14 protein-coding genes are annotated in these 16,174 nt (G+C 33.2%); all 14 read right to left on the reverse strand.

Annotation, left to right across the window (positions count from 1 at the left end; genetic code table 11):
* Window positions 1–79 precede the first annotated feature (79 nt).
* A complete protein-coding gene (gcvH, locus tag BN899_RS14685; RefSeq protein ID WP_042276926.1) occupies window positions 80–454 on the reverse strand; it encodes a glycine cleavage system protein GcvH in 375 nt (124 codons plus the stop codon).
* Window positions 455–477: 23 nt separating this feature from the next.
* A complete protein-coding gene (acsB, locus tag BN899_RS14690; RefSeq protein WP_042276928.1) occupies window positions 478–2,604 on the reverse strand; it encodes an acetyl-CoA decarbonylase/synthase complex subunit alpha/beta in 2,127 nt (708 codons plus the stop codon).
* Between the two features lie 39 nt (window positions 2,605–2,643).
* Window positions 2,644–3,456, reverse strand: a complete 813-nt coding sequence (gene acsE, locus BN899_RS14695) for a carbon monoxide dehydrogenase/acetyl-CoA synthase methytransferase subunit (protein ID WP_042276930.1) — start codon at window positions 3,454–3,456, stop codon at window positions 2,644–2,646.
* 27 nt (window positions 3,457–3,483) lie between these two features.
* Complete coding sequence (gene acsC / locus BN899_RS14700; protein ID WP_042276933.1) at window positions 3,484–4,860, reverse strand: acetyl-CoA decarbonylase/synthase complex subunit gamma; 1,377 nt, start codon at window positions 4,858–4,860, stop codon at window positions 3,484–3,486.
* A gap of 28 nt (window positions 4,861–4,888) precedes the next feature.
* The gene (gene acsD, locus BN899_RS14705) at window positions 4,889–5,833 is read right to left on the reverse strand and encodes an acetyl-CoA decarbonylase/synthase complex subunit delta (protein ID WP_042276935.1); all 945 of its coding nucleotides are present in this window, start codon (window positions 5,831–5,833) and stop codon (window positions 4,889–4,891) included.
* 19 nt (window positions 5,834–5,852) lie between these two features.
* Window positions 5,853–6,623 carry an ATP-binding protein gene (locus BN899_RS14710; RefSeq protein ID WP_042276939.1) on the reverse strand — a complete coding sequence of 257 codons (771 nt, stop codon included), beginning with the start codon at window positions 6,621–6,623 and terminating at the stop codon, window positions 5,853–5,855.
* A gap of 60 nt (window positions 6,624–6,683) precedes the next feature.
* Window positions 6,684–8,075 carry a dihydrolipoyl dehydrogenase gene (lpdA, locus tag BN899_RS14715; protein WP_042276941.1) on the reverse strand — a complete coding sequence of 464 codons (1,392 nt, stop codon included), beginning with the start codon at window positions 8,073–8,075 and terminating at the stop codon, window positions 6,684–6,686.
* 41 nt (window positions 8,076–8,116) lie between these two features.
* Complete coding sequence (locus tag BN899_RS14720; RefSeq protein WP_042276944.1) at window positions 8,117–8,998, reverse strand: methylenetetrahydrofolate reductase; 882 nt, start codon at window positions 8,996–8,998, stop codon at window positions 8,117–8,119.
* Window positions 8,999–9,032: 34 nt separating this feature from the next.
* Window positions 9,033–9,707 (reverse strand): methylenetetrahydrofolate reductase C-terminal domain-containing protein, encoded by a 675-nt coding sequence (locus BN899_RS14725; RefSeq protein ID WP_042276947.1) that lies wholly within the window; start codon window positions 9,705–9,707, stop codon window positions 9,033–9,035.
* A 26-nt stretch (window positions 9,708–9,733) separates the two neighbouring features.
* The gene (locus tag BN899_RS14730) at window positions 9,734–10,606 is read right to left on the reverse strand and encodes a bifunctional 5,10-methylenetetrahydrofolate dehydrogenase/5,10-methenyltetrahydrofolate cyclohydrolase (RefSeq protein WP_042276949.1); all 873 of its coding nucleotides are present in this window, start codon (window positions 10,604–10,606) and stop codon (window positions 9,734–9,736) included.
* Between the two features lie 37 nt (window positions 10,607–10,643).
* Window positions 10,644–11,276 (reverse strand): cyclodeaminase/cyclohydrolase family protein, encoded by a 633-nt coding sequence (locus BN899_RS14735; RefSeq protein WP_042276952.1) that lies wholly within the window; start codon window positions 11,274–11,276, stop codon window positions 10,644–10,646.
* Window positions 11,277–11,374: 98 nt separating this feature from the next.
* Complete coding sequence (locus BN899_RS14740; RefSeq protein WP_042276955.1) at window positions 11,375–13,054, reverse strand: formate--tetrahydrofolate ligase; 1,680 nt, start codon at window positions 13,052–13,054, stop codon at window positions 11,375–11,377.
* A gap of 100 nt (window positions 13,055–13,154) precedes the next feature.
* Window positions 13,155–13,940, reverse strand: a complete 786-nt coding sequence (locus BN899_RS14745; protein ID WP_081712285.1) for an ATP-binding protein — start codon at window positions 13,938–13,940, stop codon at window positions 13,155–13,157.
* A 246-nt stretch (window positions 13,941–14,186) separates the two neighbouring features.
* Window positions 14,187–16,103 (reverse strand): anaerobic carbon-monoxide dehydrogenase catalytic subunit, encoded by a 1,917-nt coding sequence (cooS, locus tag BN899_RS14750; protein ID WP_042276960.1) that lies wholly within the window; start codon window positions 16,101–16,103, stop codon window positions 14,187–14,189.
* Window positions 16,104–16,174: the final 71 nt, after the last annotated feature.

Genomic DNA, 16,174 nt, shown 5'->3' on the forward strand with positions numbered 1-16,174 from the left:
ATGGTACAAATTTTTTATTTAATACATAAAAAAAGTATGGTATATTTGCGTGCACTCAAGTATACCATACTTTTTTATACTATTCTATTTCACTTTCATAACTTTCAGCATCTAATAAACTATTAAGTTCATCAGTATCTGATATTTTTATTTTTACAATCCATGCATCATATGGATCTTCATTTATATATTCAGGTTCATCTTCTAATTTTTCATTTATCTCAACAACTTCTCCAGATAAAGGAGCTATTAAGTCTGATGCAACTTTAGAAGATTCTACTACTCCATAATCTTCAGCTTGAGTTAATTCATCTTCAACTTCTGGCATCTCAACAAATAAAACTTCTCCTAATTGGTCTTGTGCAAAATCTGTTATTCCTATATAAGCATATTCACCTTCAACTCTTATCCACTGATGCTTACTAGTGTATTTTAAACTTGGTATAACTTTCATACTATTCCTCCTAATATGATAATTTACATTACACATTCCATAGATAATGCCGGATGACCTTTTTCTTCTAAGAATGCTAATACACCCTCAGAATCACTAGCTATTGTTTCATCACAAATCATATCTGTAAAGTTTTCTATACCTGTCATTTCTTTTACTGTAGCATTTAATCTATCAGCTACATACTCTTTTAACTCTTTTGGCATCCAAACTATTCTTTCTGGTCCACCTTCAGCAAAAGCAAACTTTTTAGAAGATATGAAATGTCTTCCGTGCCCCATGAATCCTGGAGTTTGAACCCCTCCACCAGTCATAGAAGCAAGTTCACCAAATGTCATACCAACTGGAGTTATATCAGAGAATTCTCTGTTTACTATAACAAATCCATTAGCTTCTGGCATTATACCGCATATACACTCGAAACATCCACAAGAAGTCATTGGGTCTTCAAGTATAGAGTATAATGTAACACTTTCAACAGCCCCTTGAGATATCTCTCCTACTGTGTTATCTACTGATTGCCATTTACCTAATCTATCATCTAAACATTCACCTTTTACTATTGGTTGACATGGTCCTGTTGGATCTAATTCTTTAGTAGCCTTAGCATCTAACCAACTAACAGCTCCACAAAGTCCAAGTCTTTCAGGAGTAACAACACAAACATGAGCTGGTGCAAATGATTGACAAAGGTTACAAGAATAGAATTCTTCAACACTTTCATCAACTAATGAAGCTAATCTCTCATCTCTAGCATTATATCTTGCTTCAGCTTGAGGTTTTAATTCTGAAACCTTGTCAGCATCAGTTATTATAGTTATTTCACACTTATCAACAACAGATTCAAATTCATCTAACATCTTAGCATATAAAACTTCTCCAATATGTTCTAATCTAAATCCTTTATCAAAAGCATCTTTAGATATTCTTATCCAAGACATATCCCTTTGACCAACGTGCATTATACCTTCTATATAGTTTAGGAAGTAATGTAGACGTCTTTCAAGAACTGGCTCAAAGTCATCTTGCATTGCTTTACCAGCTATATTAACTATAACAGCAAGTGGTAATCTAACAACTCCATCTGTTTCTATTTCATCTATATTAGGACCTATAACTTCAATCTTATGGTCTTCAACTTCACTTAATTCTCTTTTTATAACAAGTTCCCAAGCTTCAGTTTTATTTCCACCAAACTCAGCAAACATGTCATTCTTTCTTATTCTTTCACCCTCAAATGCTGCTGCAAATGATACAGGTATTGGTATTTCAGTAATTTTTATCTTTATCCCTCTAGCTTCTAATGAAGTAGCTACTATCTTATCATAATCCTTTTGAGTTAATAGGTTCATTGGAACTTCAAGTACAGTTTGATCTGTTATAACTGGGAACCCTAAAGCTATTGCTCCTGCTCCAGCAGATACAACTAATTCACTAAGTGGTCCAAATGCATTAACAAATGCTGGAACCCTCTTAGCAGTGTACTCTAATAGACCATTTAAATCTCCTGGAGTTAAACCTCCAAATATTAATGCTGCTCTTATTGCCACAGAAACTACATGTATAACAGAAGTTACATCATATCCTAAAGGTATAACCCTTAATTCAAGACCCATCTTAACTCCAGCTTCTATAGCTTGATCTATAACCTTTCCAACTAAGAAAGTTAATAAACCTTTAGATTGGTAATCTTTTATAACTTTAGCAGCAGTATCTGCATCTGGGCATTCCCCAAGTACAACTGCAACACCTGGTATATCCCCTGTTACTAGTGGTACTCCAAGGGATCTGATTATTGGGTCAGTTATATGACCTGCACATGGCTCACTATATGGTGCATCCATAGTTGAATACTTTATGGCTTCAATTACTTCAGCAGCTAAAGCTGTAGCTAAACCAGAATTTAGCGCATGTTCTAGTAAATGAGTTCTATTTATTAAGCTCTCAACTATACCTAATGCTGCTTCTAAGTCAGCTAATGAGTTCATCTTTTGACCTGTTGCTGCATAAATACATGGTAGTGAGTATGCAGTATCAGGAAATGCAACTTTATGTTCTCTTCCATTTTTTTCTATAGCTTCTGCTAACATATCTTTAGCAACACTTAAAGCTTGCTCTGAACCTGTAAAAATTATATTATATAAATTCACTCTACTTCCCCCTTTTTAGCTTCTTATATATATTTTTATTTATCCGTTAAATGCAAATCCACCTTCACTTAATTCTAGATAAGAATCTGCATATAAAGAAGCTCCATTTATTATGTCACAAGACTTTATAGTTCTCATTAATTCTTCATCACATGGATTTATTATAGCTGAGCTAAATCCATTTGCCATAGCCATAGCTAAGAAGGCACTATCAAGTATTGGTCTTATATGTTTAGGGCATCCATTAGATACATTAGACAGTCCACCTGTAGTTAATAATCCCATCTCAGTCATCATTCTTATAGCTTCTAATACCTCTACTTGCTTTTCTTGCATCCCTTTTATAACTAAGCATAATGGGTCAAATAATATATCTGTTGGCTCCATCCCTAACATTAAACCTTTTTCTAATATTTCTTGGCAGTATCCCATACGTTCATCATTATCTCTCGGTATACCTTCTTTAGCACATAATCCTATAACCTTAGCCTCATATTCAGCTGCTAAATCTATTAATCCTATTCTAGATCCTGCATCTGCAGAATTTATTATTGGCTTTGCATGCTCTCTATTGTATACTTTAAGTCCTGCCTCTATAGCTTTTTGGTTAGCAGTATCTAATGCTATTGGAACATTATTAAATTCACTTTGAAGTAATTGAACACCCCAAGACATTAATTCTTCTCCATCTCTTTCTGCTGGACCTATGTTAAAATCTATATAATGAGCCCCTGCTTCTAATTGTTCTTTTGCTCTTTTTAATATTGGAGCAGGATCTTTTTCCGCTAAAGCTTTTCTTATTACTGGCGATATACAGTGTATTCTTTCACCTATAATCATAAATTTTTCCATTTAATTTATCCCCCTTAGTTTTAACTTTTAGGCATTTGCTAAAGTTTGATCATGCTTTTCTTTATATTCTCTTAAGAATTTAGGTAACTCCATAGATTCCTCTGTTCCTATAACTACATTCCATCCTGGTAAGCTATCTTCTATATCCCCTTTAAGAACAGCTACTTTACCTGGTATTATTAAATCTCTATTTTTAGTTTTATCAGCTACACCGCACTCATTTATAAATTTAGCTATAGAATTTCCTCCAAATTTACCTGCAGCCCATGCTGTAAGAACTGAGTATCCACCAGCATCTGGTATAACTAACCAAGTTGGTACTTTAGATCTTTCTATTTCTCCAGCTATTATGAAGTAAGTTAATGCAAAGTCAACAGTAACTAATACTGGTGAATTTTCATCTGGATTATTTATTGGATATATCTTAGTTTCAACTCTCATTGGTCTTTGTGGGTCAGTGAATATATTTTGTCTTAGAGCAAATAATGGTAATGCTTTTGAATAATTTATATCATCTAATACTATTATTGATCCGTATTTTATAGTAAACATTGATGATAAAGCAACTTCCATATTTGGATTTTTATCTGATAATTTATTTGCAAATACTATTGAAGGGTATCCAAATGTTCTATCTTGTTCTTTAAGTGCTATTCTTCTAACTTGAACTGCATTAGTAAATGTATCTTTTATGCTATCTCCAGTTACATCTAGTATTAATTCTTTATATCCTGCCTTTTGAACTGATTCAACTGTAGAATATAATTCTTCTAAGCTAGATGCTTTAACTCCTAGAGGTAATTTATCTCCTTTAACTACTTCTATCATTTCTTTGTAGTTATCTTTATTTGCACCATATAATACTGGCTTTTTATCCTTTAATATTTCAACAGCCTCTTTAGCTACAGCTGGATCTTCACAATTTATTATGTATGCTAATTCTAATCCACTATCTTTAACTTTGTTTATTAGCTTTAAGAATCCATCTTTATTTTCGAAGTATTCTAAAAGAGCCATTTCAACTTTCATTTCTTCGCCTATTCTTATATAGTTAACATTTCTTATATTGTTTATTTTTGCATCTATTTCTTCATCAGTCATGCATTCACAAAAATCTACTGCGAATCTATTTCTATTTACTAAAGTTTTTTCATGTCTAAATAATACAGTTTCTGCTCCTACTTCGTATTCAGCAGCTCCCGTTCCTATTTTTAAACCTTTCATTAAAGGTGCTGTTGCCTCTGATAATTGCGCTATAGCATCATCTGACATATGTGGACACTTGCTAACTTCTATCGCTCCTGAAGCAACCTTCATACTGAAGGCCATACAAGTTGGAAATCCACAATCCTTACAGTTTTTCTTTGGTGTTAATTTAAATATATCTAAAGCTTTTAGTGCCATTATTTTATCCCCCTAACCCTACAATTTATTAAGCTAACGCATTAACTAATTCTTTTACAGTTTCTATTGATTTTGGATGACGAAGTATAACCGCATTTGCTCCTCCAACTAGTGAACTTACAGCAGTTGAAATTTCCATATTTATACCTCTTTCTTCTACGCATCCCCAAGCTGGTTCATCTTCCTCGCTTGCTATAGACTCTTTAACATGCCATACTTCAGATGACACTGGAGTTATTATTGGCATTTGTAATGTTTTATCATTTTGACCAAATGCAGCAAGTCTAATTCTATCCATAGTAGATGCAACATATTCATACCCATAACCAACAGCAGAACATCCAACGTTCATAACTATACTTTCAGACTTAACGCCTAATTGAGTTAATAATACGTTTAATTGTTTAGCTAGGTTTATATCAACAGAAGATTCAGCTGAAACTTTATGGCTGTATGCCATAGCTGCTGCTGCACCTACTGCTTTATAGTTTTCTTCAGTAGCTGATAAGAACAGACAGTTATGTCCGTCTACTGCTTGAGCTACTTTTTCAAATAATTTTCCATCTTTATCGTGGTTTCCGCATCCTGATATAACTACAGGGATACTAACTGCTTCAACTACTTTTTTAGCATTTTCAGCACATTCTTCTACAGATTTATCTAATCCATTTGGATCTGCACTTTCTAATTTTAAACATATGAAGTCTGCCTCTGTATTTTCTTCTACATACTTAGCCCACTTAACAGGACAATCACAAACATCTTTATATATATCTTTAATTGAAGATATCCATGATTCTGGATAAGTATCAGATATTTCAATTCCTACTTTTTGAATATTTCCAGTATCTCCATCAAAACTATAAAATGGAAGAGTACTTTCTCCACCTATTTTTATTGCTTTTTCTCCTGTTCCTATTTCTACTTCTGATATCTTACCAGAATACTTTTGAACAGACATCTTGAATGCCATATGTTTTTCCCCCTTAAACCTATTTTAATTCTAACTTAGACATTATATCTCTTACTGCTGTTTTAGCTTCTGAATCTTCAGGTAACTGAACTAATGGTATTCCTGAAGAATCATATTCATATATTAAATTATCTAAAGGCACAACACCTATAAGATCTAATTTATGCTTTTCAATTTCTTCGCATACACCTTTATTTAGTACTCCATTTGGTACTTTGTTAACTATTAATAGTATTTCTCCTACGCTTAATTTAAGCTCTCTAGCTAGATCCCTAATTCTAGCTACTGCCTGAATACTACGTCTTGAACAATCACTAACTAATAGTAATTTATCTATATGTTTAGTTGTTTTTCTGCTTAAATGCTCCATTCCAGCTTCATTGTCTATAACTAAGTATTCGTATGCATCTGATAGTTTATCAGTTTGTTCTCTTAGTATTCCATTTACATAGCAGTAACATCCTTCACCTTCAGATCTTCCCATTACCATTAAGTCATATCCATCGCCTTCAGCTAAACAAGTATTTAATCTATATTGTAAATACTGAGCTTTAGTCATACCTCCAGGAAATGCATTACCTTGCTTTTCTCTTTGGCTTACTTCTTCTCTTATTTCACCTATAGTCGATTCTACCTCTATACCTAATACTTCATTTATGTTAGCATTAGCATCTGCATCTACAACTAATACTGTTCCCTTGTTATTCTTTGTAAGATTATTAATTAAAAGCCCTGTAAGACTTGTCTTACCAGTTCCACCTTTTCCTGCAACAGCTATATTATATCCCATATTAAGATTTCCCCCTTTGTTTAGTCAAAACAGAGCTTTCAAAATTCACTCTGCTTTTTTCTATGCTTTTGCTAATTTAGGAGCTGCATGAACACATTCCCCATGAACATCATGAAGAGCTTCCATTATGCCCTCAGATAATGTTGGGTGTGCATGTATTACATCTCCTACTTGTTCTACTGTTAATCCTAAGTGAACAGCAAGTGATAATTCTGTTAATAAATCTGTCGCATGAGGTCCAACTATTGAAGCCCCTATTATTTTGTCATTTTTGTCTGCTAATATTTTGATAAATCCTTGGAAATGTCCTATGGCTTGAGCCTTACCTAGTGCTCTAAAATCGAATTGTCCTACATGATACTCTTGTGCTTGAGCTTGAAGTTCTTTTTCTGTTTTACCTACTGCCGCCACTTCTGGTTCAGTATATACACATCTTGGTATAGCAGTATAGTTAACTGTTTTAGATTTACCTAAAGCATTTTCTACTGCCACTATCCCTTCTTTTGAAGCAACATGTGCTAAGAATGGAGTATTTATTAAATCTCCAATTGCATATATTCCTTCTATATTCGTTTCAAGATTTTCATTAACTATTATTTTGCCTCTTTCCATTTCTATTCCTAGTTCTTCTACCCCAGAATTTGAAAGGTTTGGTTTTCTACCAACAGCAACTAACCCATATTGAGCTTTAACTTGTTTTCCATTTGAAAGTGTTGCAACCACTGCATTGCCAACAACTTCACAAGCCTGAACACCAATACCTGTTAATACTTTAATTTTATCCTTTTTAAACTGTCTCTGCAACTGTTTTGCTACATCTTTATCTTCAAAAGGTAATAATTGTTCATTCATTTCAACTATTGTTACTTCAGTTCCTAGACTTCTTAAGAATTGGCCTATTTCACAGCCTATAACTCCTCCACCAACTATTAAAACTGACTCAGGAAGTTCTTTTAATCCTAGAACCTCATCACTAGTGATTACAACTTCGCCATCATATGGAAACATTGGTGGTACTATTGGAACTGAACCATTAGCTAAAATTATTTTATCAGCATTTATTATCTCTTTAGTTCCATCTTCTTTAGTAACTTCTATATTATTTTTATCTAATAATTTTCCAAATCCATTAACTAAGTTTATCCCTCTTTTTTCAAATAAGAATTCTATTCCAGTTATTAGTTGGTTAACTATCTTATCTTTTCTATTCATTATGGCTGAAAAATCAGCTTTAACTTCTCCATCTATATTTATTCCAAAATCTTTTGCTTCTTTTATATTCATTAACATTGAAGAAGATGCAAGTAGTGCTTTAGTTGGAATACATCCTACATTTAAGCAAGTACCTCCTACCCTTCTTTTTTCTATAACTGTTACATCAGCTCCAAGCATTGCTGCTTTTAAAGCTGCAACATATCCTCCTGGACCTCCACCAATAACTGCTATCTTCATTTAGTTTTCCCCCATATTAAATTAATCAGTAGAACTTAATTTTATAACTGTGCAGCATCTAATATTGATGGAACATTTTCTTCTGCTCCTATCGCCATTATATGTACACCATCACATAAATCCTCATCTATTAATTGTCTTATAAATTCTCCTGCCATCTTTATACCTTCAGATACCCAGTTTTCTTTTCCAGCTGCTCTTAATCTTTCTATTTGATCATCTGGAACAAATATACCCGGTACATTTGCAGTCATAAATTTAGCCATTCCTGGAGATTTTAAAGGAACTATACCAGCTAATACTTTACAATCCATATCTTTTGTTGCTTTTCTAAATGATCTCATTGTTTCTATATCATAAACTGCTTGAGTTTGGAAGAACTTAGCTCCAGCATTTATTTTCTTTTGCATTTTCATTAATTGTATTTCTATTGGAGCATATTCTGGAGTTACTGATGCTCCTAAATAAAAATCTGGTGATCCTTTTAATTCATTACCAACTAAATCTTTTCCTGACTTTAGTGTTTCAGCTGTTTGAAGTATTCCTATACAATCTAAATCAAATACACCTTTAGCTTGCGGATGGTCTCCTACAACTGTATGATCTCCTGTTAAAGCTAGCATATTATTTATTCCAAATACACCTGCTGATAACATTTCACCTTGTATTGCTATCCTATTTCTATCTCTACCAGTCATTTGTAAAACTGGCTCTAATCCAACATCTTGTAATAATTTACATGTAGCAAGAGAAGTTGTTCTCATTACTGCAGATTGGAAATCTGTTACATTTGCTGCATGTACCCTTCCTACTAATGGTTTAGCACACTCTAATAAATGAGAAAGATCTGTTCCCTTTGGAGGTGCCATTTCTGTAGTAACTGCAAATTTTCCACTTTCTAATGTTTGTTTTAGTAAGCTCATAAAAAAATCCCCCTTTTTAACCTTTTAAAAGCTCTTAAGCATTAGTTGCTGCTTCTTCTTTTTTCTTTAAACTTAAAGTTCTTGGATTATTTTGTTTAGAATAATCTTTCATAGGTCTTATTTCTAATAAATTTTCCAATTGGTCTATGTCATTTAATCTTTCATATATTTTTATCCAAGCACATTCATTTTCTGGACTTACTTCACATTTACCATTTTTAGCTCCACCACATGCACCATTTATTAATCCTTTAGCACACATAGTTACTGGACATATTCCTCCTGTCCATCCAAGTTCACATTCTCCACAAGCTTTACAAGCTTCTTCGAATTCTCCAACTCTCTTTGTTTCCCCGATAAACATAGTGTTGTTTCCTGGATATACAGGTGTTTTCTTTAAGTTTTTAACTATAGTTTGTGTTCCATCTCCACATGCTAAAGATAAAACAGCATCTGCTTCTTTTAATTCTTCTTTTAAAGCTTTTAGATCTTTTTTAGATTTTAATAGGTTACATGCTGGATCTAATATTGTATACCCTAAAACTGTTTTTCCTTCAGCTTCTAAATCTTCTTTCATCTTAACAACTTCTTCTTCTCCACCACTTTTACATGTAGCCGCACATTGATTACATCCAACTAAAACTACCTTTTCAGCATTTTTCAAAAATCCTAATACTTCTTCCATTGGTTTCTTTTCAGAAATTATCATCTCTATTCCCCCCCTATAGCATCTATTTATTTGTTATTTTGTAACTTACATGCTTTAACTACATGTTTTGCAAGTATTGATGTAGTTACAGAACCTACACCTGCAGGAACCGGAGTTATCATAGATGCTTTTTCAACTACTGCATTAGTATCAACATCACCACATAATTTACCATCTTCATCAACATTTATACCAACATCTATAACTACTGCACCTTGTTTTACAAAGTCAGCTTTTACCATTTTAGCTCTACCTACAGCTGCTACTAATACATCTGCTTCAGATGTTACATTTGCTAAATCTTTTGTTCTAGAGTGACATATAGTTACTGTAGCATTTTCATTTAGTAAAAGCATTGCAGCTGGCTTTCCTACTACCATACTTCTTCCTAAAACTGCTACCTTAGCTCCATTTAAATTAACATCATAATGCTTTAATATTTCAACTACTGCTGTTGGTGTACATGGAGGGAATCCTGTAGTATCTCCTTCCATAACCTTAGCAGTGTTTATTGGACTAAAGCTATCTACATCTTTCTCTGGAGATATAACATATTTTATTTCTTCTTCGTTTAATTGTTTAGGAAGAGGTCTAAAACATAGTATTCCGTGAACATTTTTATCATTATTTAATTTAGTTAATTCATTTATGTATTCTTCTTGAGTTATATCCTCTTTAAGCTCTAAAACTTCAGTTTGTATTCCTATAGTTTCACATCTCTTTAATGCTCCTCTTTCATAAGCTAAATCGTCTCCTCTAGATCCAACTCTAACTATAGTTAACTTAGGATTTATACCCTCTTTTACTAATTCATTAACTTCGTTTATTAAATTTTCACTTATTTTATCAGCCACTGGCTTACCTTTTATTATTTGACCGTTAGTTGCAACTACTTCCATATTCAATTGCCCCCCTGTATATATTTTTATTTTCTATTTATTTTCCTAGTGCTATTTCAACCTTAGCATATACTTCATCGCATATTCTAACGCCTTCTTTAACTAGTTCATCTACTTCATTTTTTACTTTATTAACATACTCTTCATCTTTTATAGAGTTTATATTGATAACTACATTTAATTGACCACTAAGTATAGCAGCTCTTAAACATTGAACTCCTACTCCTACATCACTTATAGCAAGTTTTGATCCTTTATCAACTAAATCTTCATGAAGTTTTATAGCTTTGAAACATACTCTAACTATGCTTATAGGTACTTCACAAGCTACTTTTAAAGCTTTTTCCATAGTTTCTTCTTTTATTTTTATTTCTTCCTCTGTGCTTTTAGGAAGTCCGTAAGCTTTTGAAAGAGGTAAGAAGCACTCTGCATCTTTATCTATCATTTCTAATAAATCTTTTTCTATTTTTCCTGCTTTATTTAATATTTCTTTTACGCTTTCTTCGTATTCAGCATACTTTTTCTTTCCTATAGTTAAGTTACATACCATGCTTCCTAGAGCCATTCCTATAGCACCTACTAGTGCCGCTGCTCCACCTCCACCTGGTACTGCTGATTTAGAAGCTAACACATCTACAAATTCTACACATGTTTTTTCTGCTATTTTCATTATTTTCCCCCTAGTTTATATAAGGTTAATTATGTATCAGATAGTGTGCAAAAACTGCACACTATCTGCTTATATTCTGTTTTTATATTTTTTATTTTCTAGAATAATCCTGCTATTACTCCATTTTCATCAACGTCTATTTTTTCAGCTGCTGGAACTTTTGGAAGCCCTGGCATCTTCATTATTTCTCCAGTAAGAGCAACTATAAATCCAGCACCTGCTGAAACTGTTGCCTGTCTTACAGTTATTCTAAATCCTGTTGGTCTTCCTAATTTAGTTTGATCGTCAGTTAAAGAATATTGAGTTTTAGCCATACAAATTGGCATATCTCCAAATCCTAATTGCTCTAACTTATCAATTTCTTTTGCTGCTTGAGGTGTAAAGTCTACACCATCAGCTCCATATATCTTAGTAGCTATAGCTTCTATTTTTTCTCTTATAGTTAAATCATCTTCATAACAGAATCTAAAGCTATTTTCTTCTTCATCTATTAATCTTATAACTTCTTTAGCTACTGCTATTCCACCTTCTCCACCCTTTGCCCAAACTTCAGAAAGTGCAACGTTAACTCCTAACTCCTTACACTTATCTTCAACAAGTTTAAGCTCAGCTTCTGTATCAAGTGGGAATCTATTTATAGCAACAACTGCGGGTAATCCAAATACTTTAGTTATGTTTTCAACATGCTTTAATAAGTTTGGAAGTCCTGCTTCTAAAGCTTCTAGGTTTTCTTCATTTAAATCATTCTTAGCTACTCCACCGTTGTATTTTAATGCTCTTACAGTAGCAACTATTATAACTGCATCTGGTTTTAAATCAGCCATTCTACATTTAATATCTAAGAATTTTTCAGCTCCTAAGTCAGCTCCAAATCCTCCTTCAGTTACTACGTAGTCAGCAAAATGCATTGCCATTCTTGTAGCTATTACAGAGTTACATCCATGAGCTATATTTGCAAATGGTCCACCATGAACGAATGATGGAGTTCCCTCTAATGTTTGAACTAAGTTTGGCTTTAATGCATCTTTAAGTAAAGCTGCCATAGCTCCATTAGCTTTAAGCTGAGCTGCTGTTACAGGCTCTCCTCTAAAGTTATATGCAACTATTATTCTACCTAATCTATTTTTTAAATCTGATATATCACTAGCTAAGCAAAATGCTGCCATTACTTCAGATGCAACTGTTATATCAAACCCATCTTCTCTTACAACACCATCTGCTCTTTTACCTAATCCATCAACGACATTTCTTAATTGTCTGTCGTTCATATCTACACATCTTCTCCACGTTACTTGTCTTGTATCTATTTGAAGTTCATTTCCTTGATGAATATGATTATCTAACATTGCTGCTAGTAAGTTATTTGCTGCACCTATTGCATGGAAGTCACCTGTAAAGTGTAAGTTTATATCTTCCATAGGAACAACCTGAGCATATCCTCCACCGGCTGCTCCACCTTTAACACCGAATACTGGTCCTAATGATGGCTCTCTTAAAGCAACTAATACATTTTTCCCTAGTTTTGCTAATCCATCTGCAACTCCTATTGTAGTAGTTGTTTTACCTTCTCCTGCTGGAGTTGGGTTTATAGCTGTAGTTAATATTAGCTTAGATTTTTTACCTCCATTATCTCTCTTTAATAGATTGTAATCTACCTTAGCCTTATATTTACCATATAGTTCTATATCATCTTCGCCTAAACCTAATTTTTTTGCTATCTCTCTTATATCTTTTGGTTTTGCCTCTTGAGCTATTTCTATATCAGATTTGAATCCCATAACTAAATCTCCTCCAAAAAAAATATTTTTGCAAAATTATGTATATCTAAAGTATTTTCCTAATAAAGAACATAGATATCTAATCTTGCAATAGCCTACATTATGCATTGCAAGTTTGCAGTTCCATTAACTTATCTTTTATTACTTTAACCTGCTTTCTTGTCTCTTCACTTACGTCATATGGAGATTGGTTTGATCTATCTGAATTTATAACATCTTGATTGTAATAGATAAATCCTAATGATTCTCCATCTTCTAAATTACTCATTATAAATTCTTCATCTTCTTTGTTTCTTATCTTATTACCCACAACAAATACCCTTTTGACACCTATGTCTTTTCCTAATTTCTTAACTTTTCTATAGGTTTGTAGACTTCTTTCTCCTGGTTCCACAACTACTACAAAAGCGTCTACACCTTGGGCAGTACCTCTTCCTAAGTGTTCTATTCCTGCTTCCATATCCATGATAACTACATCTTTATTTTGTAATATTAAATGAGAGCATAGTCTTTTTAGTAATACATGTTCTGGACAAACACATCCAGATCCTCCTGAATCTACTGTGCCTAAAGTAAGTAGCCTTACTCCATTATATTCCTTGCAGTAGTTTTCAGGTATATCATCTACCTTAGGATTTAATTTGAACATTTTGTTAAATGATCCAGTATCTGCAGATGTTCTATCAGAAATCAAATTCTTCATTTCAGAAATAGGAACTATTGAGTCATACGTGTCTTTAGGGAATCCTAATGCCAATGCTAAATTGGCATCTGGATCAGCATCCACAGCAACAACCCTATATCCGTCTTGGGAAAACATTCTAGACAACATTGAAGAAAAAGTTGTTTTACCTACTCCACCTTTACCTGTTATTGCTATTTTCATTATTATACCACCTTTTGTTATGTATAACTTAAAATTCAGTTATTTATTTTATTTTTTAATAGTTTTGTTTGTTAAATCTAAAACTTTTCCAAACATCTTAATTGAAATCGTTTGCTTTATTCTTAACTATAGTTTTATTTTTACATTAAAATAAAACTATAGCGAGTTCTTCTATTGAACTAATTAAATCTAATACTAACTTTTCAAAGTTGTATGCCTAGTTTTCTTATCTATATTAATTTTGTTTTAAGCTTCTGCTGGTACACTCATTTTTCCTTCTACTAATTTTTCAAAATGAACACGTTTCTTTTCTATATCTGATATTATTGTAGCTGCTAATTCTTGTGGGTTATCATTAACTGTGAATTTAGCTCCTACCATATCTTGTAATTCTCCACATAGTATCTCTACAGCTCTTGATGAACCTGTAACTGGAGGCATTATACCTAAGTATGTGTCTATACCAGATGCTACAACATAAGTTCCTATAGCTACCGCTTTTTCAGACATCCATTCTGGTGCTACCCCTGCTACTGGAAGATCAGACATATCCATGTCTAAGTATTTAGCAGTTCCACCTACTACTTCTAATATACGGCTACAGTCAACACAAGAACCTAAGTGTAGTACTGGTGGTATATCTACTAATTCACAAACTGTTGCAAGACCTTTACCTGCAAGTTTTCTAGCTTCCTTAGTCATTAAACCAAATTTAGCCGCTGCTGATGCACCACATCCTGTAGTAACTACAAGTATGTCATTTTTAATAAGTTCTTTCATTATTGTTACATGTGCTAAGTTTGAAACTCCTTTAGCATTATTACATCCAACTACTCCTACTGCTCCTCTTAATACCCCTGATTTTAAACAATCAGCTAAAGGTTTAAGTGTTCCTGCTGGATCTATGTGAGAGTTTACAACTCTATCTAATTGACCTAGTATCGCATCTGTACTAAATCCAACTGTTGCTTTTGATTTTAATTCTGGTATAAGTACTTTTGATTTATCTCTGTTTTTAAAGTTTAATACAGCTTCTTTAACTATTCTGTATCCATCTTCATATGCAGTTTCTTCTGAGAATTCCATATATGTTGAGTTTGCTATCTTAGCTTTTGGAGATGTTGTTATGAATTTTGTGTGATAGCAATCAGCTACTTTTGCTAATGCTGGGAATATACATTGAACGTCAACTATCATAGCTTCAACTGCACCTGTAACTATTGCAAGTTCTTGTTGGTGGAAGTCTCCAGCTGTTTTAACGCCATGTCTCATTGTAACTTCATTACCTGTACAGCACATACCTGCTAAGTTTATTCCATCTGCACCCATTTCTTTAGCTAATGCTACTAACTCTGGGTCTTCTGATGCTAAAACTATCATTTCTGATAATGAGGGCTCATGACCATGTAATATTATATTTACTTTATTTTCTTCTAAAACTCCTAAATTGGCTTCAGTTTCTCTTATTGTTGGTGTTCCAAATAAGATATCACTAAATCTAGTACCTATCATAGATCCAACCCATCCATCTGCTAATGCAGTTCTTAATGACATGTGGATTAAACTATCTATATCTCCAGTACATCCTATATGAGTTGAATGCATTATAGTTGCTATTTCTCTATCTATTGCTCTTGGTTCTATTCCAAGGTCTTTCCATATTTTTTGTCTTGGTTCTGGAGCATTTTTTAAGAATCTTGCTACTCCATGAGGCTTACCAAATTCCATTAATGCTATATCAGCAACTTCATGAGCTATATCATAGATATCTCTGCCTTCTGTTTCTACATCCCATTCCTTTGCTAATATTATTAATTTCTCTTCATCTTTAATTTTATAGTTACCATCTCTGCTTGTTAAAGCCATAGTATGAGCTATATCTCTAGCATGGTCTGAATGTGCAGCAGTTCCCCCAGCACACATTCTCGCAAAGTTTCTACCTACTATAACATGTTCATCAGCTCCACATAAACCTCTTGGTGTTTTTGGTGTTATTCTACATGGGCCCATACCACATATTCTACAGCAGTTTCCTTGAAGACCAAATCCACATTGAGCTTTCATTGCTAATTTTCTATCGTACATAGTCTCTACGCCATCTTTTTCAGCCTTATCTAGTAATACCTGGCTGTTTAGGTCAATGGTTAACATTTTTTTATCCATATCTCTATCCCCTTTTTTTGATTTTTTAATCCCAGGTGATAAAAAATTATGTCTATTGAAAAGTAAAAAAT

The sequence above is a fragment of the Faecalimicrobium dakarense genome (assembly GCF_000499525.1).
Classification (GTDB): Bacteria; Bacillota; Clostridia; order Peptostreptococcales; family Peptostreptococcaceae; genus Faecalimicrobium; species Faecalimicrobium dakarense.